Annotated in this window: 19 protein-coding genes and 6 pseudogenes; 13 read left to right on the plus strand and 12 right to left on the minus strand. The window is 34.8% G+C overall.

Annotation, left to right across the window (positions count from 1 at the left end; translation table 11 throughout):
* Both KY305_RS20110 and KY305_RS15895 read right to left on the minus strand, forming a co-directional pair.
* Nucleotides 1–80 (minus strand): annotated as a pseudogene (locus tag KY305_RS20110) (LysE/ArgO family amino acid transporter); the annotation flags it as partial.
* Nucleotides 81–109: 29 nt separating this feature from the next.
* Complete coding sequence (locus KY305_RS15895) at nt 110–1,096, minus strand: fatty acid desaturase family protein (protein ID WP_223063372.1); 987 nt, start codon at nt 1,094–1,096, stop codon at nt 110–112.
* Between the two features lie 1,384 nt (nt 1,097–2,480).
* On the opposite strand from KY305_RS15895, the gene KY305_RS15900 reads away from it, so the two are divergent.
* Entirely contained in the window at nt 2,481–2,972 is a 492-nt protein-coding gene (locus KY305_RS15900; RefSeq protein WP_223063373.1) for a hypothetical protein, read from the plus strand.
* Between the two features lie 28 nt (nt 2,973–3,000).
* Here the strand turns inward: KY305_RS15900 and KY305_RS15905 are convergent, their stop codons facing one another.
* A complete protein-coding gene (locus tag KY305_RS15905) occupies nt 3,001–3,981 on the minus strand; it encodes a thermonuclease family protein (RefSeq protein ID WP_223063374.1) in 981 nt (326 codons plus the stop codon).
* Between the two features lie 168 nt (nt 3,982–4,149).
* On the opposite strand from KY305_RS15905, the gene KY305_RS15910 reads away from it, so the two are divergent.
* From KY305_RS15910 to KY305_RS15950, 9 genes and pseudogenes are all read left to right on the plus strand, one after another.
* Nucleotides 4,150–4,404: a PH domain-containing protein gene (locus KY305_RS15910; RefSeq protein WP_223063375.1), complete on the plus strand. Its 255-nt coding sequence runs from the start codon at nt 4,150–4,152 to the stop codon at nt 4,402–4,404.
* 48 nt (nt 4,405–4,452) lie between these two features.
* Nucleotides 4,453–4,965 (plus strand): SMI1/KNR4 family protein, encoded by a 513-nt coding sequence (locus KY305_RS15915; RefSeq protein ID WP_223063376.1) that lies wholly within the window; start codon nt 4,453–4,455, stop codon nt 4,963–4,965.
* 145 nt (nt 4,966–5,110) lie between these two features.
* Nucleotides 5,111–6,857 (plus strand): annotated as a pseudogene (locus tag KY305_RS15920) (T7SS effector LXG polymorphic toxin).
* Between the two features lies 1 nt (nt 6,858).
* Nucleotides 6,859–7,458: an SMI1/KNR4 family protein gene (locus tag KY305_RS15925; RefSeq protein ID WP_223063377.1), complete on the plus strand. Its 600-nt coding sequence runs from the start codon at nt 6,859–6,861 to the stop codon at nt 7,456–7,458.
* A 114-nt stretch (nt 7,459–7,572) separates the two neighbouring features.
* Entirely contained in the window at nt 7,573–8,031 is a 459-nt protein-coding gene (locus tag KY305_RS15930) for a YrhA family protein (RefSeq protein WP_223063378.1), read from the plus strand.
* 111 nt (nt 8,032–8,142) lie between these two features.
* The gene (locus tag KY305_RS15935; RefSeq protein WP_223063379.1) at nt 8,143–8,631 is read left to right on the plus strand and encodes an antitoxin YezG family protein; all 489 of its coding nucleotides are present in this window, start codon (nt 8,143–8,145) and stop codon (nt 8,629–8,631) included.
* A gap of 13 nt (nt 8,632–8,644) precedes the next feature.
* Nucleotides 8,645–9,250, plus strand: coding sequence for an SMI1/KNR4 family protein (locus KY305_RS15940; protein ID WP_316252454.1), 606 nt, complete (start codon nt 8,645–8,647; stop codon nt 9,248–9,250).
* 29 nt (nt 9,251–9,279) lie between these two features.
* Nucleotides 9,280–9,741 (plus strand): GNAT family N-acetyltransferase, encoded by a 462-nt coding sequence (locus tag KY305_RS15945; protein WP_223063380.1) that lies wholly within the window; start codon nt 9,280–9,282, stop codon nt 9,739–9,741.
* A gap of 204 nt (nt 9,742–9,945) precedes the next feature.
* Complete coding sequence (locus KY305_RS15950; RefSeq protein ID WP_223063381.1) at nt 9,946–10,284, plus strand: YolC/YozM family protein; 339 nt, start codon at nt 9,946–9,948, stop codon at nt 10,282–10,284.
* A gap of 278 nt (nt 10,285–10,562) precedes the next feature.
* Here the strand turns inward: KY305_RS15950 and KY305_RS20395 are convergent.
* The 3 genes and pseudogenes from KY305_RS20395 to KY305_RS15965 form a co-directional block, all read right to left on the minus strand.
* Nucleotides 10,563–10,613, minus strand: a pseudogene (locus KY305_RS20395) (putative holin-like toxin); the annotation flags it as partial.
* A gap of 51 nt (nt 10,614–10,664) precedes the next feature.
* Nucleotides 10,665–11,684 (minus strand): hypothetical protein, encoded by a 1,020-nt coding sequence (locus tag KY305_RS15960; protein WP_223063382.1) that lies wholly within the window; start codon nt 11,682–11,684, stop codon nt 10,665–10,667.
* A 66-nt stretch (nt 11,685–11,750) separates the two neighbouring features.
* Nucleotides 11,751–12,443: a YiiX/YebB-like N1pC/P60 family cysteine hydrolase gene (locus KY305_RS15965; protein WP_223063383.1), complete on the minus strand. Its 693-nt coding sequence runs from the start codon at nt 12,441–12,443 to the stop codon at nt 11,751–11,753.
* 255 nt (nt 12,444–12,698) lie between these two features.
* Here KY305_RS15965 and KY305_RS15970 point away from each other — a divergent pair.
* Both KY305_RS15970 and KY305_RS15975 read left to right on the plus strand, forming a co-directional pair.
* Nucleotides 12,699–13,030: pseudogene (locus KY305_RS15970) on the plus strand (YolD-like family protein).
* A pseudogene (locus tag KY305_RS15975) lies at nt 13,023–14,181 on the plus strand (Y-family DNA polymerase). The pseudogenes KY305_RS15970 and KY305_RS15975 overlap by 8 nt, the downstream one beginning before the upstream one ends.
* 32 nt (nt 14,182–14,213) lie before the next feature.
* Here the strand turns inward: KY305_RS15975 and KY305_RS15980 are convergent.
* The 4 genes from KY305_RS15980 to KY305_RS15995 form a co-directional block, all read right to left on the minus strand.
* Nucleotides 14,214–14,393 (minus strand): hypothetical protein, encoded by a 180-nt coding sequence (locus tag KY305_RS15980; protein WP_223063384.1) that lies wholly within the window; start codon nt 14,391–14,393, stop codon nt 14,214–14,216.
* A complete protein-coding gene (locus KY305_RS15985; protein WP_223063385.1) occupies nt 14,383–15,519 on the minus strand; it encodes a Rap family tetratricopeptide repeat protein in 1,137 nt (378 codons plus the stop codon). The genes KY305_RS15980 and KY305_RS15985 overlap by 11 nt, the downstream gene beginning before the upstream one ends.
* Nucleotides 15,520–15,671: 152 nt before the next feature.
* Nucleotides 15,672–15,863, minus strand: coding sequence for a hypothetical protein (locus KY305_RS15990; RefSeq protein WP_262417834.1), 192 nt, complete (start codon nt 15,861–15,863; stop codon nt 15,672–15,674).
* 369 nt (nt 15,864–16,232) lie between these two features.
* Nucleotides 16,233–16,685, minus strand: coding sequence for a MarR family winged helix-turn-helix transcriptional regulator (locus tag KY305_RS15995; RefSeq protein ID WP_223063386.1), 453 nt, complete (start codon nt 16,683–16,685; stop codon nt 16,233–16,235).
* Nucleotides 16,686–16,808: 123 nt separating this feature from the next.
* On the opposite strand from KY305_RS15995, the gene KY305_RS16000 reads away from it, so the two are divergent.
* Nucleotides 16,809–17,678 (plus strand): SDR family NAD(P)-dependent oxidoreductase, encoded by an 870-nt coding sequence (locus KY305_RS16000; protein ID WP_223063387.1) that lies wholly within the window; start codon nt 16,809–16,811, stop codon nt 17,676–17,678.
* Between the two features lie 228 nt (nt 17,679–17,906).
* Here the strand turns inward: KY305_RS16000 and KY305_RS16005 are convergent, their stop codons facing one another.
* Both KY305_RS16005 and KY305_RS20400 read right to left on the minus strand, forming a co-directional pair.
* Nucleotides 17,907–18,191: a hypothetical protein gene (locus KY305_RS16005; protein WP_223063388.1), complete on the minus strand. Its 285-nt coding sequence runs from the start codon at nt 18,189–18,191 to the stop codon at nt 17,907–17,909.
* Nucleotides 18,192–18,235: 44 nt separating this feature from the next.
* A pseudogene (locus tag KY305_RS20400) lies at nt 18,236–18,854 on the minus strand (T7SS effector LXG polymorphic toxin); the annotation flags it as partial.
* Between the last annotated feature and the right edge of the window lie 642 nt (nt 18,855–19,496).

Here is a 19,496-nt window from a genome sequence, read left to right on the forward strand (position 1 = left end):
AAAACAAAAACATTTTGAGCACCAAGGGGAAGGATTAAACCAAAAGCTAATACAACTCCATTTAGTAATGCTGCTAGCAAAATACTTACGCTCCTATTCTCTCATTTATTTACTTTCTGTTTATTAAATAGTGACCACATATATCTTCAATTACGCTATAAAATCCTGGTAAAAAAGATTTGAAAAAGCCTGTGCAATGGTGTGCTTCTTTATATTCTGGATCTTCCATTAATATTACATGTGCTTTTTTTAAGTTATAGTGAGGAATTGCTGGAAACAAATGATGAACCAAATGGTAATTATCATGATGTGGGTGTAAAAAGAAAATTTGCACAGGGTTTCCAAATGTATTTCTGCTTGAATATAGTTCGTTTTCATTTTTTAATCCTGAATGTTCAGCCATCTCTGCCCAATATCTTATTATTTGAAACGTAGTAAGTAGTGGGACAAACCAAAAAAGAATTAATTCCTTCCAAAAGCCAAAAACAATACTGCATATAACCATTGATAACCAAAAAGCAATCTTTATAATTCTTTCAGAATAAGGCTCTTCTTTTGAAAAAATATTGACTCTAATTGTTCCATAAATATATTTAGGAACATGAGTTAGTGTAAGTGGTTTTAAAATATGTTTTAAGATAAATTTTTTAACACTACTTTGAGGTTTGTCGAGCCCAATTAAAGCATATCTTTTAGTATCTGGATCTTTATTGATATCCCATAAATGCCGATGATGTTGATAATGGGAATTACAGTAGGCTGTATAAGAAGTGAAAACTGGAAAAGCTGCAAAAAAGCATGCCATCCATTTATTTAAAAAACGATTTTTGAACAATAAAGCATGACTAGCTTCATGCATTAAATTATCAAAAGCTCTCATTCTACTACCAATAATGATGATACTCAAAAAATACATCCACCAAAAAGGGAATAGCTTTGTTAAGAAAATACTTGCTATAATTATAAACCAATCATATCCAAGAGAAAAAAAGTTGTACCAATTATTTCTTTTGTGCAGTTCCCTGAGCTTTGACTTTAACTCTGGAGAAAATTTGGCTTTTTTTTTGATCTTATGATTATGCGTATAAGAAGTCATATTCATTCCTCCCTTTGATGTTCTTTCATGGTTAATACTAGGGGTTTTCTCCTTTCTTCTGTGTGATTAATTGATATTTGTAAGGGTGTCTAATAGATAGTATATATAGTTAAAACAAATTGTCAATATATTGTTAATAATGGATTTATTTTAATTTTTTTGTCTATTATTGATATTTTGTGCACGATCCCTCATTTTGTAAAATTTTCGATAATTAAAAACTGTGTACACCGATCACTTTTTGACCACCAAAAATATTAAAAAAATTTAAGACATAAGTGAATTCATGTATTCTCCATAACCATCCACTGATGTATTTTCAAGCTTCTCCAATATATGAGAGTATACGCCCGATGTGATGGTTATATTCCAAGTCTTCTTGAACAAACTTCATACTTGCACCTGATTCTAGAAGAAGGACAGCACGAGTATGACTTTAACCATGAATTGGCATTTTGTCCAATCCAGCTTTCTTTAGAATATGATTAAGTCATTGAAGAGGGTGGATTTTGGTGAAGGTTTTCCATCCTGTCTGCAGAAAACAAGATCTAATTCATGTTCGTAAATCTCATTAAAAACTATTCTATTATCATTTAAATAGTTCATGTGTGTTGTTAACTCTTTTGCTAGTGAACTACTGATTTTAATTCTTCTTTCGGATTCATATGTTTTTGTTTCCCCGAATATTTCTTCTCCCTTACGCATTCCTGTTTCAAGTTTTAAAGAAGATATAGTACAAATAATTATCTTGTCTGGCAACTTTAAGGAAGAGGGAAATATCATCAGACTTAATGTATTGTAACTTTTCTTTTTTCTTAGATTTAACCCTCGGAATTGTTACCCCTTCACATGGATTTTCTTCAATTTTTTTAAGAGGCTTTACTGCTGTGGCCAAAGCGTTGAACATTGTCCCGTGAATGATTTTAATTGTTCTTTTGCTATATCCTTCGTCCGCTAAATAATTAATGAATTTTTGATAACGTAAGGGTTTAATATCTTTTAGCTTAATCTCCTTTTAAAATAGGGGAGAATTTTTGTTGAATATAAGTGTTTTTTCTAACATTTCCTTGTTTATATTGAGCGAGCCAATCTTTAAGATAATGCTTTAAAAGGGTTTCACCTCCGTTAATTTCTAAATCACTTCTCAATCTTTGCTCTTAGTTTTTGGGGGACAATCAAAAAATTCAGACAAGGGAGTCACAGCTTGTTTTGGAATAAATTTATCTTCTTTATAAAATTCATATTTTAACGAAACATTTAAGACCAACTTGCTTGTTGATCGAACTTAAATGTATCATAGGGGTTTAACAGCCACTATAGACCACAGAGTCCCTCACATGCTCTGTGGTTTTTTGTTTCTTTAACTTGGAAGGGAGACAGTATTGTGTGGAAATCTTTAAGACACCTACTCAAGAAACAGATAAATCAAAGTCCAATCGCCGAAGGTTATATACAGATTACGGAAAAGGATATAAACCTAGAATTAAAACAAAGGATATTTAAGTTGGAGAGCCTAGGGGAAGCAGTGTCCAAAAAGGTGCAAAAAAAGTATAAAGATGTTTTTGAAGCTGAGGGTAAACAAAAGCTTAGCATTAAAATTTGTAGAGACATAGATGGAGATGTGTTAAATGATTTATCAGCTGAGAGATGCTTGGAAAAAGAATACCGTTCCCAAATAACAATTAATTATTATCAACCTAAAAAAGAAGCCTATGATGAAGATCTAGACTGTTTCACAATAGATTTGTGGTATTACTACGGTGGATTTCAAGGTACCGGCTGTGGAACCTTATTTGACTTGAATAATAATGATTTAGAAAAAGAAATTGAAGAGGTGTTAATATTTGTACTCAATGATAAACAATCCGAGAATTAAAAAGAAGCCTCAGAGGGCTTCAAAATGATTATTTCTTTTCACATGCAAAGTTGTCATGATCTCGATCCATTCTAGATGCATAAGCAGGGTGGGTGCTTGGCACACCATGCGGGTATTTCTTTCTCAACTCTGTACAGTTAGCAAAGTATTCTGTTCCTCCAGTAGAAGGGGAGGCTTGTGTTATGTTAGAAGAGCTGCTTGATGCTGAACTACTTGAATGTGAACTGCTTGAGTTTGATTTATGTGTCTCTGATTGGTGTGTTGTAACTGACTTTTGAGCTGGCTCAGATACACTTACTGATTTTTTCGGTTTAGTTACGCAACCATTAAATCCTTTATCAGTCGCATAGCCATTCTTATTCCAAATCTTCAAGTCCTTATCTTTAGCAGCTTGCTCATCTTTCTTATACGTGTCTACATACTTCGTGTTTGGCTTATACACATAAGCTACACGTGCCAATCCTTCTTTCAGCAATGTTTCTTGTACTGATTTACCATCAACATAAACGTAAGCCAACATTCTTCCGTACTTATCTGTACGATCACCTTTATCAAACTCCAGTTGCAGCTTGCCATTGTTAACTAGCTGTTTGTTTCTTGCTGAAGCATCCTCACCATATGGTTGTACGCAAAAGTTTGGCTTTTTAGTTTCAGGAGTATCTACAAGCAAATAACGAACAGCTTTGACTGCGCCTTTATAGTTAACTTTAATCGTGTCCCCATCAACCGTTCTGTTTAGTGTTACATCGACCAGCTTTTTCTTATTGTCAGATGCCTTTTTATCTGACGCATTCTTCTTTGAAGCATTTTCGGCTTTTTCATTCTTGTCATTAACACTTTTGTCGTTTGATTGGTTGTCTTTCTTTATCTCTTTTGCATCCTTTTCTTCTTGCTGCGTTGTTTTAGCCTTATCTGAATCTGTTTTATCTGTAGAAGTAGAATCAGACCCACACGCAGCTAAAGAAAAGCTTAGAGATAATGCGCCAATACCTAATAACCATTTCTTCAATGTAATTCCCCCAAATTTGTTTGTTCTGTCTCTATATCGGACAAACCTTCCTAATTATAAAATAAAACCAAAGATTGTAAATCAGGCTTTGCTTAACATGTTAATATCAAGGAGAATCCTAATATGTTAAAATTTAACTTAACACATAGTTGAAAGGGGAATGTAATTTTGTTTGGGATTAAAGTTGAAAAATCTGATGGAACATTAATTATCAATTGGCAGCTATCTAAAATTGAAATTCCAATCAAAGAAATCAATGATGTATTTCTGGATCCAAACTATGGAGGACAGGAGAAAAGTGCAGTAAGGATAGGGTTTCCTTATGGCTCTACGGATAGGATAGTAATTAAAACAGCAAAAAACACTTATATTTTGTTTACTTCTAATGCTGCTTCAATTATGAATAATATTGTTACTGATTAACAAATTCGTTTCCTCAGTAATTATTTGAGAAATATGGGGGCGGTTTTATTGACTAACTTTGTCCATCAGACCATCAATGGTTTGAAAAGTCTTTTAGATGAAAAAGGGGCCATTAAATTGTTTTGTTCTGAGGGGTATATCGTGAAATGTCTTGTGACTTTTTCACCGAACAAAGCATCTCTTAATGAAATCCAAAACTTTCAGTCGAATCATAAATTTACACTTCCTGAGGATTATGTGAAGTTTATTTCTCAGCATAATGGTGCGAAAATTTTTGAAATTCTTGCAGAGGGTGAGAATATTGGTGGAGGACTACATTTATTTAGCCTTGAAGAAAGAGAAGAAGAACTAAAATATGAGGATTTGTTTGAGGGTATCAATGGAATACCCATTGGCTATCTGTTGGAAGAATGTCATTTAATGATCGACAAGGATAGAGTGAATCAAGGTGATCCTAACTATCTATTTATATTTGAAAGTGGTTCAGAATATAATCCATTAAATTTAAACTTTGAGATATTTTTAGACCGATATATTATGTCGAACGGGGATGCTTTTTAGGACTGGCAATACTATACAGCGGAGAATTATTACAGAACGAGATAATACCGCGCATGTACCACTCGGAACAGACTGTCTTTTTCTGTTAATCAGTTAATAAGGCTATGATGAAATTTAGATGAGAATAGGGGGAAAGGAGACAGATATGAAAATATTCGAAGCATCCTCGTTAATTTCAGCAGCGAAAAAGCGAGCAAAAGAATACGATCAGGTTAGGGAACAATTTATCAATCTCAGAAAAGCCTTCCAAGGCATGGCTGATTTAGATGACAGCGAGTTTTCAGGTAAAGGTGCCGACAACATCAAAGCCTTTTTCCAAGACCATGCAGGTGTTGCTGACAGTTGGCTTGATCTAATTGAAGATTGCTTTTCTTAACAGTATCTCAGGAAAAGTAGCTGATGCCGGATTAACCAATTCGTTTGTGGAAGAGTCATTTTTAGAACATGAGTTGATTCATGCGAAGAATAAATCAAAAGCAATCATGCAAGAGCAGCGGAATGAAATCAAGGACATCATTAATGAAATTAGCGATATCGTTCATCTTGATGTTTTCTCGACAGAAGATGTCGATCAAAAGTTAGAGTCAGCCGACAAAAAGAGGAACGAAACGATACATAAGCTCGGAAAGCTTGACCATGATCTAATCAGAGAATACGCAGAAACTGAGGCAAATGAACATTTCATTCAAGCAGATTTTCAACAGCTTCAAAACGCCACAGGTAAAGGAAAAAACGCAACACCACTTCACTACAATGCCAAGGCTTACCGGGAAAGCGACATACATAAGAAAAAAGGCGAGATTGATAGACACTCGGATGCTTATTTAACAATTAAGAAGGAAGAAGCGAAAGAGCGGGAAATCAAGGATCTGAAGAAAAAGCTCGCTGACGGAGTGACTGATCCTGATGAATACTTGGAGATTGCGAAAAAGATCGGCTATGAAAACCTTGAACCTGATCAGAAACAGTATGTCATTCAACTTGAACAAGCAAAGCAGCTTGAAGAAGCAGGGGAAACTACTTGGGATATTATAAAAGGAGCAGGCGTTGGTCTTTATGATGTCGGGAAAGACACGGTAACCGGTTTATGGCAACTGATCACCAAGCCTGATGAAGTTGTTGAAGGCATTGTAGGTGCAGTTGCTCACCCAGTCAATACGTATAATGCCATTTCAACAGCTATTGAGGAATCGTATCAAAAAGATATGGTAAATGGAGATGCTTACTCTAGATCAAGATGGGTGACATATGCGATAGGTACAGTTGTCACCTCAGTAGTAGGGACAAAGGGAGCTGGTACTCTTACAAAAGCTGACGTAGCAGGAAAAGTCACCTCTAAAGTCAGTAAAGCAAGCCAAAAGCTGAAAGATGTCTCAGTTGCTGATTTGTTGCCCTATAATCCACGTTACGATGTTGTTCCGGCTGGAGGAGTTCCTTATAATGTAGTTAACAGTGTGAATTTAAAGGATCGTCTTCTTAGATTAATTGAATCAGCAAATCCTAGAACGGTATTACCGAGGAATAAAGGTCGATGGAAAGGCACACCTGGTGACGGAAAGTGGTATTCCGACATACCTGAAGTAAAAGCAGCAACTAAGGGAGAACCGATTACTTTTAAAGATGGCCGTCCTGATTTTACTCCATGGACTGTTGCAAACATTAAGTTTAAGCCTGGTGAATTAAATGGAACTAAAAAAGATTTTAGGCTTGTGTATAAAAAAATTAAAGAGATCAAGGGTTTTAAGTCTCAAGCACAGGCGAAAAAATGGCTGTCACAGCAGGGACTTACCCCACACCATTTGGATAGCATCACAATACAACTAGTGCCTAGTGTGATTAATAACAAAATACCTCATATTGGAGGAGCTTCTGATTTAAGGGGAGGGTATTAACATGAGTTTCAATAAAATCAAACAAAAGTTAAAAGAGTTCACAATAGATGGTGAAACAAATCCCAGCATTAATACAAACGAACGACTCAAAGAAATTGAAAAAAATATAAGCAATCAGTTACCTACTGACTATAAGGACTTTTTGAAAGAATATGGAGGTTGTTATTTAGAAAGTAAAAAAACAACAGATGAAGTTGAGTATGACGTTTGCTACACACCTATAGAGAAAGATCCTTGGATGGGTAAGAACGATGACACTCAATTGTTAGAAAGCTTTTATGGTTTAGCAAACGACCACCACAGTCTTCAAGAAGCGATCAATACTTATTCTGATCGCTTTCCTAGAAATATTATTCCTATAGCAAGCTCAGCAGGTGGTAATGAAATATGTATGGACATCGACAATGAAAAGATTTTGTTTTGGGATCACGAATTAAGTCACCCCGACAAAGACTTTTTTCTAATTTCCAACTCGTTTGAAGATTTTATCCTAAGTTTAGTAGACGAACCAATTGAAACTGATGATAATGATGGAAGTGATGTGGAAATTGAAATTTTAGACAATGATTTTGGAAAATTGCTCTTTGGTAAGGACAATTAGTTTTTATTTTTTAAACGCTCCTTTAAGCAAAAGTATTGCAAAGGCAAGCTCTCTTTCGGAGAGCTTTTTTATTAGAGTAATTAAGAATCTACCCGATATAAAAGGAGTAATTTTATGTTGGTAAATTTATTAGAAGAAATTCGAAAAAGGGAAGAGAGGTATGGTGATGAAACAAATTCTCCTGCCACAGAAAAAGAAATAAGAAATTTTGAAGAAGCTGTTTTAGGTAAGTTTCCTTTAAATGAGTTACCCAAAGCATACAAGGAATTCCTTCAAAATGTAAACGGATTAGATTTCAATGGTTTAGTGATTTACGGAATCGACAACAATTTATTGGAAACAGAAAAGGATGAAGAGGTATATGGATTTCTTGAGACAAATGAAACTTGGCATGAAAATGAATACCAGAAAAAGTACATATTTTTCGGTGATTCTAATACAGCATGGTATTGCATGGATTTAATTGAGAATGAGTACTTAGAGCTTGATAAGCTTTCAGGAACGTTAATGAATAAATATGATGATTTTGATGTCATGCTGGCTGATGCCTTAAAAGTTAGTGTAGACAACTAATCGGCGCTTGTAAATTGCGCCGGTAAAGATTTTCTTTAAATGCCACTTGGTTTGGAGATTACGAAAAATTGTCTAGAGAAATAATTAAACTTTTGCGGTGAGGCTGGTTTGATGGAGACTGAACTAAACAATCTATACAAAGAGATTGCAGAAACAGTAAATGAAATGATCCCCGAGCAATGGGAAAAATTTTGGTTTTATGCGCAAGTTTCGAAAACAGGAGGGGGAACTTATTTTTATTACAATACTCCTGACGAACCACAAAATTACAAGTATAGCTTAGAAGTGCCTTTTATTTTTACAATTGATGAAGATGACTTTACTGAGAAAAAGAGAAAGTTGTTTGATCTGAGCGAGAAGCTGCGAGAAGTATTCAAGGAGAATGATCAAGAATTACGGTATTCGTTTACGTTAAGCCTTGAAAGAACAGGCAAATTAAATATTAGATTTGATTACACTGATTGGTTCAGCACTGATTACAGCTTTAGTGATCAACATATTATTTGGAAACATAAATATCTAGGTGAGGAACCGTCTGATGCTTCTCTAAAAGGGATAATTGAGAAATATAAAGCTGATTATCCTGAAAATCCGATCTAAGTGAGGGAATATAGTGAGCTTCCATGATATCATTGAAAAAATGAACAATTTTGATTTGAAGTATGACGTTTCAAACAATGAACAAGAAAGCAAAAGAAAAATCAAAGCATTTGAAAACGAATTAAACATAAACCTTGATGAGTTGTACAAAGAATTTGTAATAAGATATGGTGGAAGCACGATACAAGCAGATAATGTTTTATTTCCAAGCTTAGAAGAAAATCCATTGGCTAGTAATAATCATTTAAGATTAGGGCTATTTTATGGGTTTGGGGTAGATGATAATGACTTTGATGTTAAATCAATGACAGTTACTTATGAAGAACAAATGCCGGACTGGATTATTCCGATTGCTGATGGTGATGGAGGAGACCAAGTTTGTCTGGGTGTGAAAGGAGAAGCAACAGGGAAAGTTTATTTTTGGGATCATGAATTGACAAATGGAGTAAAAGACACATTTTTGGTCGCAAATTCTTTCTCTGGCTTCATTCAAAGCCTGTTTATTGAAGAGGCGTCAGATGAAGAAGATGATGGGATTCTTTACATTGAATTAGATGATGATTTTAGTATTGCAAAGTTAAGCTCTCAGAAAGAGAGCTTTTTTATTAGCGATAGTTAAGAAACTAATTTTAAAAAGGGAGAGAGGTTATGGATTCGTACCAAATAAAGAAATTAAAACCCGAAGACTACAATAAGTGTAGTACTATTTGGGACATGGAAAAGAAAAAGAAAATGGCTAAGATGTTTTATGACGAATTAGTAAGCGGAAACAGAATTACTTTTATTTATTCAGTGAATGACGAGTTTATAGGAGAAGGATCGTTAGTTTTTCAAAACAATGACCCAGATTATACTATTCCAGATAAACGCATTTATCTGTCTCGTATGATTGTTAAAGAAGGATATCGAAATCGTGGGATAGGTGGTATTATTGTTGATTATTTGATTGATTATACAAAACACCTTGGATATGAGGAAATAGCACTCGGTGTAGATACAGATAACTTAAACGCAAGACATTTATATGAAAAGAAGGGCTTTACAACCGTATTATTTCTTGGTGAAGATGAATACGGTGAATATGTAAAACTCCTAAAAAAATTAAAATAGAATTCCCGAGAATTATGGTGAATGTATGAGAGGTTGCTTTCACAAACGGTGATAGACGGTAAATTTATGCTAATTAGGTCGTTATTTAAGATGCGCATTAGCATTTATCCTCTAAAAACCAACCCGTAATGAAATAAGGTGGCAAGGAATCATTTTTCCATGTATTGTATTTTGTGGTATTCTTGAAATAAAAAGGGGGAGACAATGAAAAAGAAATTAATTGGAGTCTTGGTCATTGTTTGTTTTTCTGTGTTCATGTATGGCGCAGTTACACATTCTTTTGAAAATCAAAAATCCATTGAGGAAGTTTTGGAAAGTGCATGGGATGAATTTGGCCTGTTTAGCTTCGGTATTGGAGAAACAGACCCAGTCATATCAATTGGTATGGATAAAACAAAAAGCGAAGAAGAATTACGGCGCTATTTAAACGACAACTTATCTGAGGAAGTTAAAGAAGAATATAAAGTTGAGATCATTAAAAAGGATATTAATGTTTTAGAAAGACAGCATGAAAAGTATTTGGAAAGTAATAAAGCACATTGATACATTAAAGCTGCTTATCGGCTCCAAATAAAAAAATAATGATTTTATCCAAAATAAAAGTTTTGCAAATCATTTCAATGGTTTCATTTAATGTGTTATAATCAAACTGTAAAATACAGACTGGTTACAGTGTATTTGTTAATAAGAAATGCATAAAATAAAAAGACCAGGGTGCTACCAACACCCCGGCTCTGTACAAAAAGCTGCCCATCAAAGGGCTTGCTCGATGTGGTTTCTTGATAGACCTAACCCGTCAGGTTTCCAGGCTCAAGGGAGGTCTATTTTTTATTTATATACGTCAACAGGGCGATTATAAACGACCCGAAAGCCCCTTATTCTAAACAGGAAGGGGCTTTTGCTTTGGAACCTATTCTTTATGTTTAATCTAAAACCATAAAGTCTTGCACTTTTGTTTCTTCTTCAGGTAAATCAAATTCATTAAGTTTCTTTTTAGTATGGATATCAAAAATCCCCATATAGCCCCCAATACCTTTTTTGTTTTCCTCTTGAGAAATCACATAAAGTTTTTGATCTTTAAACTTTGCATTCATATATGGAAATTTTAAATCAAATTTTTCAAAAGAAAAATCTTTACCGTACTCAAGTAAGCAGGCGTTTCCGGATTTATTAATATATGTAACGTAAAATTTGTCGCTTTTTTTGTTGTAATATACTGTGTCCGCTTGTTCGAGATCATCAGGATATTTTATGAATTTTGATTTCCATGATCCTTTTTCGATTACAGTTAGTTCATGTTCTGAGCTAGCTACAACATATTTTTCAGAGTGATCAAATAAATCTCCATAGGAAGCTAATCCATGCGTTTTAATAATCTCTTCTGTTTTTCTATCAATGACGTACATAGACATTCCTTGAATGACATAAATATACTTATTATCGCTTTCTCCCATGGTTACGAGGGAAGGCAAAGTTAAGCTATATTTTTTATTAAACTTTTTATCATTTACTTTCAGCTCATTTCCATTAGTGTCGACATTATAGGCTTTTACGGAAACATTCTCTCCTTGATACCAAAAAGCAAATGGATTGGACAATTTATGTTCCTTAATTGTGTTGTTATTTAATGTGTAATAATATGGTTCATGTTCAGCTAACAAGACGATATCGTCTGAAGAAGGGGATTTTTTCTGGATATATGGTATATCCGGTACCTTAAAGTAGCGTTTATTGAATTTTTCTCCTTGTGACGTTGATATGAGTACGCTTTTCTTGATGAGTGGATTTGAATAGATAAAAAAGATTTTATCCTCGGTTGGATTAATTTTAGAAGTACTTACAGAGTGTTCACCTTTATTAATAAAGAATGTATTGATCAACAATATTACTACTACACCAATTAGAACTCCTGAAATCCCATATAAAACATAAGACTTTTTCATATAACGCTCCTTATCTTTTATATAAAATAAAAAGACACTTGCAGAATAAATCTGCAAGTAAAATTATTAGTAGCTAACAGTTTTTGATGAACGATCAATATCTGCAGGTGTGACAAGTGCGCCCCCATTACTATCTAGGTCTGTTCCTTTTGTGTTTTTGTATGATTGCCACACAAGTTTAGAGCAATAATATTTATTTGTACTTTTTTTGGTTGTAGCAACTGAATAAGGCTTACCTGTTTTACCACTAGCATATCTCTGAGCCTTTACCTTATCATAGATATCAGCGCCCTTAACATACTGTTTCTTTTTGCTTTTGAATCGCTTACTCCAATTGTTCTGGTAATTCCTCACACCTTTTCCAGCCCATGCTTCCATAATCCTTGAATTATCGCTTTGCACAATAGCATCGTGACCGTGCCTCCAGCTGGAAGTGCTATTATCATATGTTGTAAGTATATCTCCAACTTTACCCATTTTCCCAGAGGCATATGTCTTATTTCTTTCGCCTACAATTCGTTTGTATTCATCAGGGTTTTCTTTTTTCAAAAGTTCAAGTTCCTCTTCGATATTTGGATCAACTTCTGGACTATTCTTCGCTTTTTCTGTATCGATATCTGCTTGTGCAAGTTCTTGTTGAATTTCAGGCGAGGAGAGATCGAGGGTGTCTTCGCTTTCATCAGAAGCAGCATTAATAGAGTAAGTGGTACCGATTGTTAACAAAGTAGTCATTAGGAAAATAGTAATCTTCATTTTCATTTTTTAAATCATGTCCTTTCAAAAAATATGGTTATGTACCCAATGTGTTACATAAAACCTCCTCTCTATTACCTAGATTAGGCACAGTTAATTTATATCATATATTACATATATTAACAATAATTAAATAAATTGTTAAGGTTGATTTAAGGTTTTAAGTTTTTTACCAACAATCACATCGAACGATTGTTTTTATTTATATTGAATAAAGAACGTTTGTTCTGTTAATATTAGATCGATAAAGGAGTGATTGAAATGCTTAGGGATCGGGGAACGATCAAATGGACTTCCATGATGCTCCCAGAACATGTAAAGCAGCTTAAACAGGACTTGTTGGATGTTTCAAAAACAGGGAAGCCGTCTTTAGATGAACAGCAAATTGAGGAGCTCGACATCCTTGTTTCTGAAGCAATGGCGCTGAACAAGGAATTAAATTTAAGCTCTTTAAAGAGGAAGGCGTTGAAGATTTAATTGGTAAAGTTCATTATCTCAATTACGAAGAGCACAAGCTACATGTAAAGGATCAAGAAGACCAGACCGTATATATCACCATGAATGACATCATAGGAATTGTTTATAATGATTGATTACTCACAGTTTCCACGTAAAATATACTTTGTGTTGATATGAAATCCTTTTATGCTTCGGTTTCAGCAGTCACTATGGGGTTGAATCCAATGACTTGTTATCTGGCTGTAGTCGGAAACACGGATAGACAGGGAAGTGTAGTTTTAGCTGCATCTCCTGCGCTTAAAAAAGATTTTGGAATTAAAACTGGATCTAGATTATTCGAGATCCCAGATGATCCAAGAATACATGTAGTAAATCCACAAATGAAACTTTTCATCAGAGTTTCAACTGAAATCACTAAATTGTTTTACAGGTTCGTTCCTGAAACATGTGTACACACGTACTCAATTGATGAATCTTTTTTAGACGCAGGAAAACAAAATCCAGAAGAAATGGCAAAAGCAATTCAAGATTGCATGAAGAGAGAATTTGGCTTAGTTTGCACTGTTGGCATTGGAGACAACATGCTGCTAAGTAAATTGGCTCTTGATCTAGAGAGCAAGAAAACGAAAAATGGCATTGCACGTTGGAGATATGAAGATGTGCCAAATAAACTTTGGAAGGTTCATCCGTTATCTGAAATGTGGGGAATAGGAGGGAGGATGGAAAGAAATCTGAACCGGATGGGGATTTCAACTGTTGGCCAATTAGCCAAATATCCATTAGAGCTGCTTGAAAAACGTTTCGGCATAATGGGGAATCAGCTTTATTATCATGCACATGGAGTTGACCTAAGGCGGTTCTTTTGGAGATATGTGAAGAGGTTGCACGAAGAGCGCGGACACATAATAAAGTAGGGCGTACCATCAGCTTAGGAATCGGTTACAGTAAAGATGAGTTCGGCGGTGGCTTTCACAGAGCTAAAACGATTGATTTACCTACAAATATCACGATGGATATTTATCGATATTGCCTGATGCTGTTTGATAAATTCTATACAGGCAAAACAGTAAGAAGTATTTCAGTTACTTTATCCAATATCGAAAATGATGTGAATCAACAATTAAGCCTGTTTGAAAAAGACAGTGAAAAGAGAAGAAAACTTGGATTTGTAATGGATGGGATAAGAAATAAATACGGATCAAAAGCGATCTTGCGAGCGGTTTCTTATACACCCGGAGGCACAGCTTTGTATAGAGCAGGTTTGACAGGTGGGCACAAATCATAAAAAATACCCCCTATATGGGGGTGAAAAAACATTTATGCGGTTTGCCCTCTACGTTTCACTGAGAAGTCATGGTGATCAAGAGCGATTTGGATACTGGCTGTGTGGCCTCTTCGAGCTTCTTTTAAAACTTTGTGGTCGTTAAGAAGATAATGTCCGACAAGCCCAAGTAAGATAACTAAAAAAATAAAAGAAGATGCAAGTTTAAATTTCATAAAGACAATCCCCTCTCTGAATTTGTTTTCGGGCATAAAGCACTTTCTCATAAAAGGCAGTAGCAACTTTATGGTCTTCATTTACATTATAATACATTGCTGCATCAGTCGCTAGGTCTTCCACGTCTGAAAGCATAGCTTTTGACTCCAAGTAACTAAGAATTTTAAAGAGTTGGTCTTTGTCATTCTCAACGAATAAAATCATAAGAAAATCAAACATTTTTCCTAATACTTCATCATTTAATTCCTTCGACAGCATTATACCTTGTTCACAAACCTGCTTTCCTTCAACAGTGTTGGATAATTTAAAGTGTGTTTTTGCCAACATCAGAAGTATGTCTAGTAGTCGGTTAGAATATTGAAGAGCCTTACTTTGATAAATTGAGGCGCCTTCTTTGAAATACTCCAAAGCCTTCTCCATATTTCCTGTTGCAAAAGAGCATAAACCGAGATTATACAAAGAAGATCCTATTAACCGAGGCAAATTAATTTCTTGTGCTTGTTTTAAAGCATTCATAAAATGTGGTACTGCTTTTTCTGGATATTCCATGTCTAAATAATTCAGACCGATGACAAATGAACATTGAATGACTTTTACTGAATACGTCTCGTGGGCTTTATAGGTTTCTATTGCTTGAACTATGTGGTGCATAGACATGTGAGTCTGTTTCATATGGTAATATACTTCAGCGACTTTGTAATGAAATTCTGCACGTTCTATTTCATCTGGAACAATAGATATCATCTTTTCTGCTCGGTTGTAAAAACTTATTGCTTTAAGATATTCGTACTGTTCAAATTCATACATTCCATGAAAAAAGTTAAAATAATATTCAAGAATTCCTTTTAGATCAGTTTGATTACTTTCGATCTTTTCTAATAAGTCTGAAATTTTAGGTCGTTCCTCATTCATTGATTTTGGCTCAAGGTAATCAAGCATTAATTGATGTCTAAAACACATGAGCGAATAGTATAACAATAAATCTTGATCTTCTTCCATGTACTCTATTTCTTGTTCCACTTCGGTTTTTAAAATTTCTGCATCTGCAACACTGAACAACCTTATGTATTTATACCATTCATTGATTTTTAAACCAACTTTTGAAGAAGAGATCACTTGCTGCAAAATAATCACCCTCCCGATATTTCATCTAATATGTAATATTTTATCATAACTTAAGATGTGAGGAAGATTATCTTTTCCTTAATTTTTCAATTCAGGAAGTGGATTGCGAAAAAAATACCCTCCTCGAAATTGATTGAGAAGGGTAAGGTTTGTTAACTTGTTGCTTTTAAAGAAGCTAGCCATTCATCTAATGTTCCTGTAAAACCTTGTTGCACAGCTAATTCATATGCAGATAAACCATCTTTCCCTGCAGCATCTGTAGCTCCGGTACTACCTTTATCGCCTTTTTCACCTTTTAACGAAGCCAACCATTCCTCTACAGTTCCTAAAAAACCATTATCCACTGCAATATCATAAGCAGACTTCCCAGTGACAATTGAGGAAGTTCCGAAACGGAAGGGGCTACTATTCTTTCACCAAGGGACAAAAACTAATTAAATTTGGTTATCTGAGAAATATGGGGGCGATTTTATTGAATGTTATGGCCACATTCTTCGCAAGTATATTTTCCTTTCATCTTTTCTTAAAATTGCTTATATTTCAATGTGCCTTCATATACTCTGAACTTTTTTCTGCAACTTATACAAATTACTTCATAATAAAAAATCACAAATCCCTCCTTTTCTTAAAATTAATATATATAACAAAGGACTTAAATAAGAATTTTTATTTGAACTTTTGCGAACTACTAAGCCCCATCAAAAAAGAAACTCTTAAGGGCTTTGTATCGTTAGTTTTTTTAACATTTCAATATATGCTTTTAATTCTGTATCTGTTAAACGTGAAATACGTTCGTAAAAAATCGATTCTTTTTCTTTTAGTGCTTTTATGGTTTTTTCACGGCCTAGTTCAGTTAAGGATAACAGTACGCCTCGACGGTCTTTAGGATCTTTTTCGCTCTTTACATATCCTTTATTTTTCAATTGCCTAATAAGTCTGCTGATAGAGCTGCGGTCCATAGCAGTTGAGTCAGCTAAATTTGTGGCATTAGCAGGACCATGAGAATATAGCCAGCGAACCACCACAAAGGCTGCTGCATGCATAGTTTCATCAAATGCAGATGCAGTTCTGACGTTAAGTGCATGTGCTTCGCTAATTAACGTATTGAGCTGTTTACCAAGAGCTAACTCTAGATTTTCTCTTAAGTCAAAATTATTAATATCCATTGTGTCTCCTTCTTAACGCGAAAATATTTGACATATATCAAACAAACAACTTAATATAATTGATATATGTCAACTATATTAAGTTGTTTATACTATGTCAAGTTAATAAAAGGAGAATAGATCATGTCTGAGTATCCATTAATTGTAATGACTGGGGCTACCAGTGGTATCGGTCAGATTGCCGCCATTGAAATGGGAAAACGCGGAGCACATTTAGTGTTGACTGCTCGTAACAAAGAACGAGCTAAAGAAACTGAAAAACTAATTAAAGAAGCTTCGCCGGAGACGGACGTTGACTTCTATTTTGGTGATTTATCGATAATGAAAGATGTACGCCGAATGGGTCTAGAGATAAAAAGGAATTATTCAAAAATTGATATACTCATCCACAATGCTGGACTCCATAGGTTCGAGCAGTGCATTACCTCTGAGGGGTTTTCTGAGATGATTGCGGTAAACTATCTAGCACCTTGGCTACTTACAAATACGTTAAAAGATTCTCTAATAAAAGCAGAGCATGCCAAAATTATTAATGTTGCTTCAGAAGCCTCCCGAAATCATGGAGATTTGAAGTTACCGTATGATTTGAAGGACATATCTCCATTTACAGTAAGGGGATCATCTAAAATTTATGGGAAAACAAAACTTCTAAATATTATGTTTACTGGTGAACTAGCACGGCAGTTTTCTGGTACCAAGGTCATTACCAATGCTATTAATCCTGGTTTTAATAATACTGGACTTGGCAGAGATCTTCGTCTATCAACTGTAATAGGGAATTTTTTAAAATTGATTAATGTCGGTAATCCAAAAAGAGGGGCTGATATCATTATTCGTTTAGCATTTGATCCTGAATACGAAAAAGTCACAGGAGGATACTTTAATGTTGGAACAGGAGCAAAGATTGATCCGATATATCCAGGAAATGATGTTTCTTTGCAGCAGCGTTTATGGAATAATACAAAAGAATTGTTGGTAGAGTATTTAACGTAATGCTTCTCCGATCTGCAAATATAAATGTAAAAAGACATTAAGTTGCACTTACAACAATAACTACTATATCTGTTCCATACTTCATTTTAAAACAAAATGAGTGCAATTTTTTATTCTATACAGGGGCTTAGGCAGGACAACATTTACGGACCTAAAACAAAAGCGAAACTGGAAAGCACAATTGAAATGAAAAAAGGGGCCATCTTTTTATGAGGGCCCTAAGCCTTTTTATCTCCATCTCCAATTTATTTCGTTATCTTCTTCGTATATACCGGGCAGGGAAATGTCTACTCTTTTTTGCTCGTCATCAACAATAAACCAATTATCATCGTCTAATAGATCATCGTCATACTTCTCAATTGCAGAGGGCTCATCTTCATCTACTACAGCTCTAAAAAAGTCCTTAAAGCTTTCCATCTTGTCATTAGGGATAATCTTTCCATAAGCCCAAGGCCCTTCTATTGCAGCCCCTTCAATTTTACCTAAACACTCATTTTGATAGTAAAGAAACATAAGCGTCACTCCTTAGGAGTCTTTTGGTATCTCACTTTTAACTATCTATTTGTCCATTTGAGGGCTTTATTTTCCAATTGTCTGTTTGTCTTGTATCGTTTTTTATAAGTCTCTCAATTTGTTTAGGGTTAAGGATGGCGACTCCTTTCAGTTCACCGGAGCGTATTGCTTTTCGAAGAGAGGATATGTCCAGTTCAATAGTATGATCCCTGTAACCTTTTGCAATCTTTTTGTTGACTGTAAAGCTGGTATATGGACTATTTGATTTTCCACCTCTTCTATATCCTCCTAAAATATGTTCCGTTACAGTTACCTGACCCCTTTTGTTAGCAGGTATTAGGTTTCCAGTTTCAGGGCCATCGGTTGAAAAGAGATCGAGCGGCAGTATATCAGCAATTCATTAAGTATTCCTTTCATTCATTGCGCTGCTCCTGCATAATCGCTTTTGATTTATCAAGTGCGTTCGTTAATCCGTGTTCTAGGAACGTTTCCTCTACATAGGAATTTGAAAGTCCGGCTTCTTCAATCATAGCTTCTGAAACGTGATATTCATATCAATCAGTTCCAGCCATTCATCTGTACGCCTGCATGATCTTGAAATAAAGCCTTGATGTTGTCGGCCCCTTTGCCAGAGAAATCATTGTTGCTGAGGTCGGCCATACCAAGGAACAATTCAGGTAAAGGTGCTTCGTTTGCATCCGCTGTTTCGTCAAAAAATATATAAATAAAAAGCGTTGGATGTTATACTCAAATAAGGGATAAATTTACTTATATTAATGCGAGTAGTGACATTGGTATAGCATTAAATTTAAAGTCTATTGGAGTTGATTTTTATGATAGCATTCTTAGAGAATCTGTCAGAGTTGAGCCATTTAGTTCTTTTATTTTTTATAGGAAACTAAAGAAAACAAGGAGAGAAAGGAAATTAACAATTTTTGAAATAATACTTATGTTCTTTATAGCGTTTGGTGCATTTTCTTGGGCTGTATCATTTGTTATTTTGAAAACATACTAGGGTGGTAACGCTCTTTTTTTGCGAAACGTCTAATCTATCTGTCAGTTTGTTTTTGGGGCATTGATCGTAGCAGTACCAGCTATAAGCATTTTGTTTATAGCTTGGTTTGGACGATTGGGAAGAGTGTCACCAGCACTCTTCTAATCTGATGGGTTAGTATACTCCCATTTGTATTTAAATATAACAGAATAATCAAGGGGACGAATTGAAATGAGAAAACATACAACACTTATGAAATAAAGTTATACATGAAATGAAAAACTTTGAAGCTTTAAGCATGCAATCACTCT

It is taken from the genome of Bacillus sp. YC2 (genome assembly GCF_019891195.1).
In the GTDB taxonomy this organism is placed as follows: Bacteria; Bacillota; Bacilli; order Bacillales; family Bacillaceae; genus Bacillus.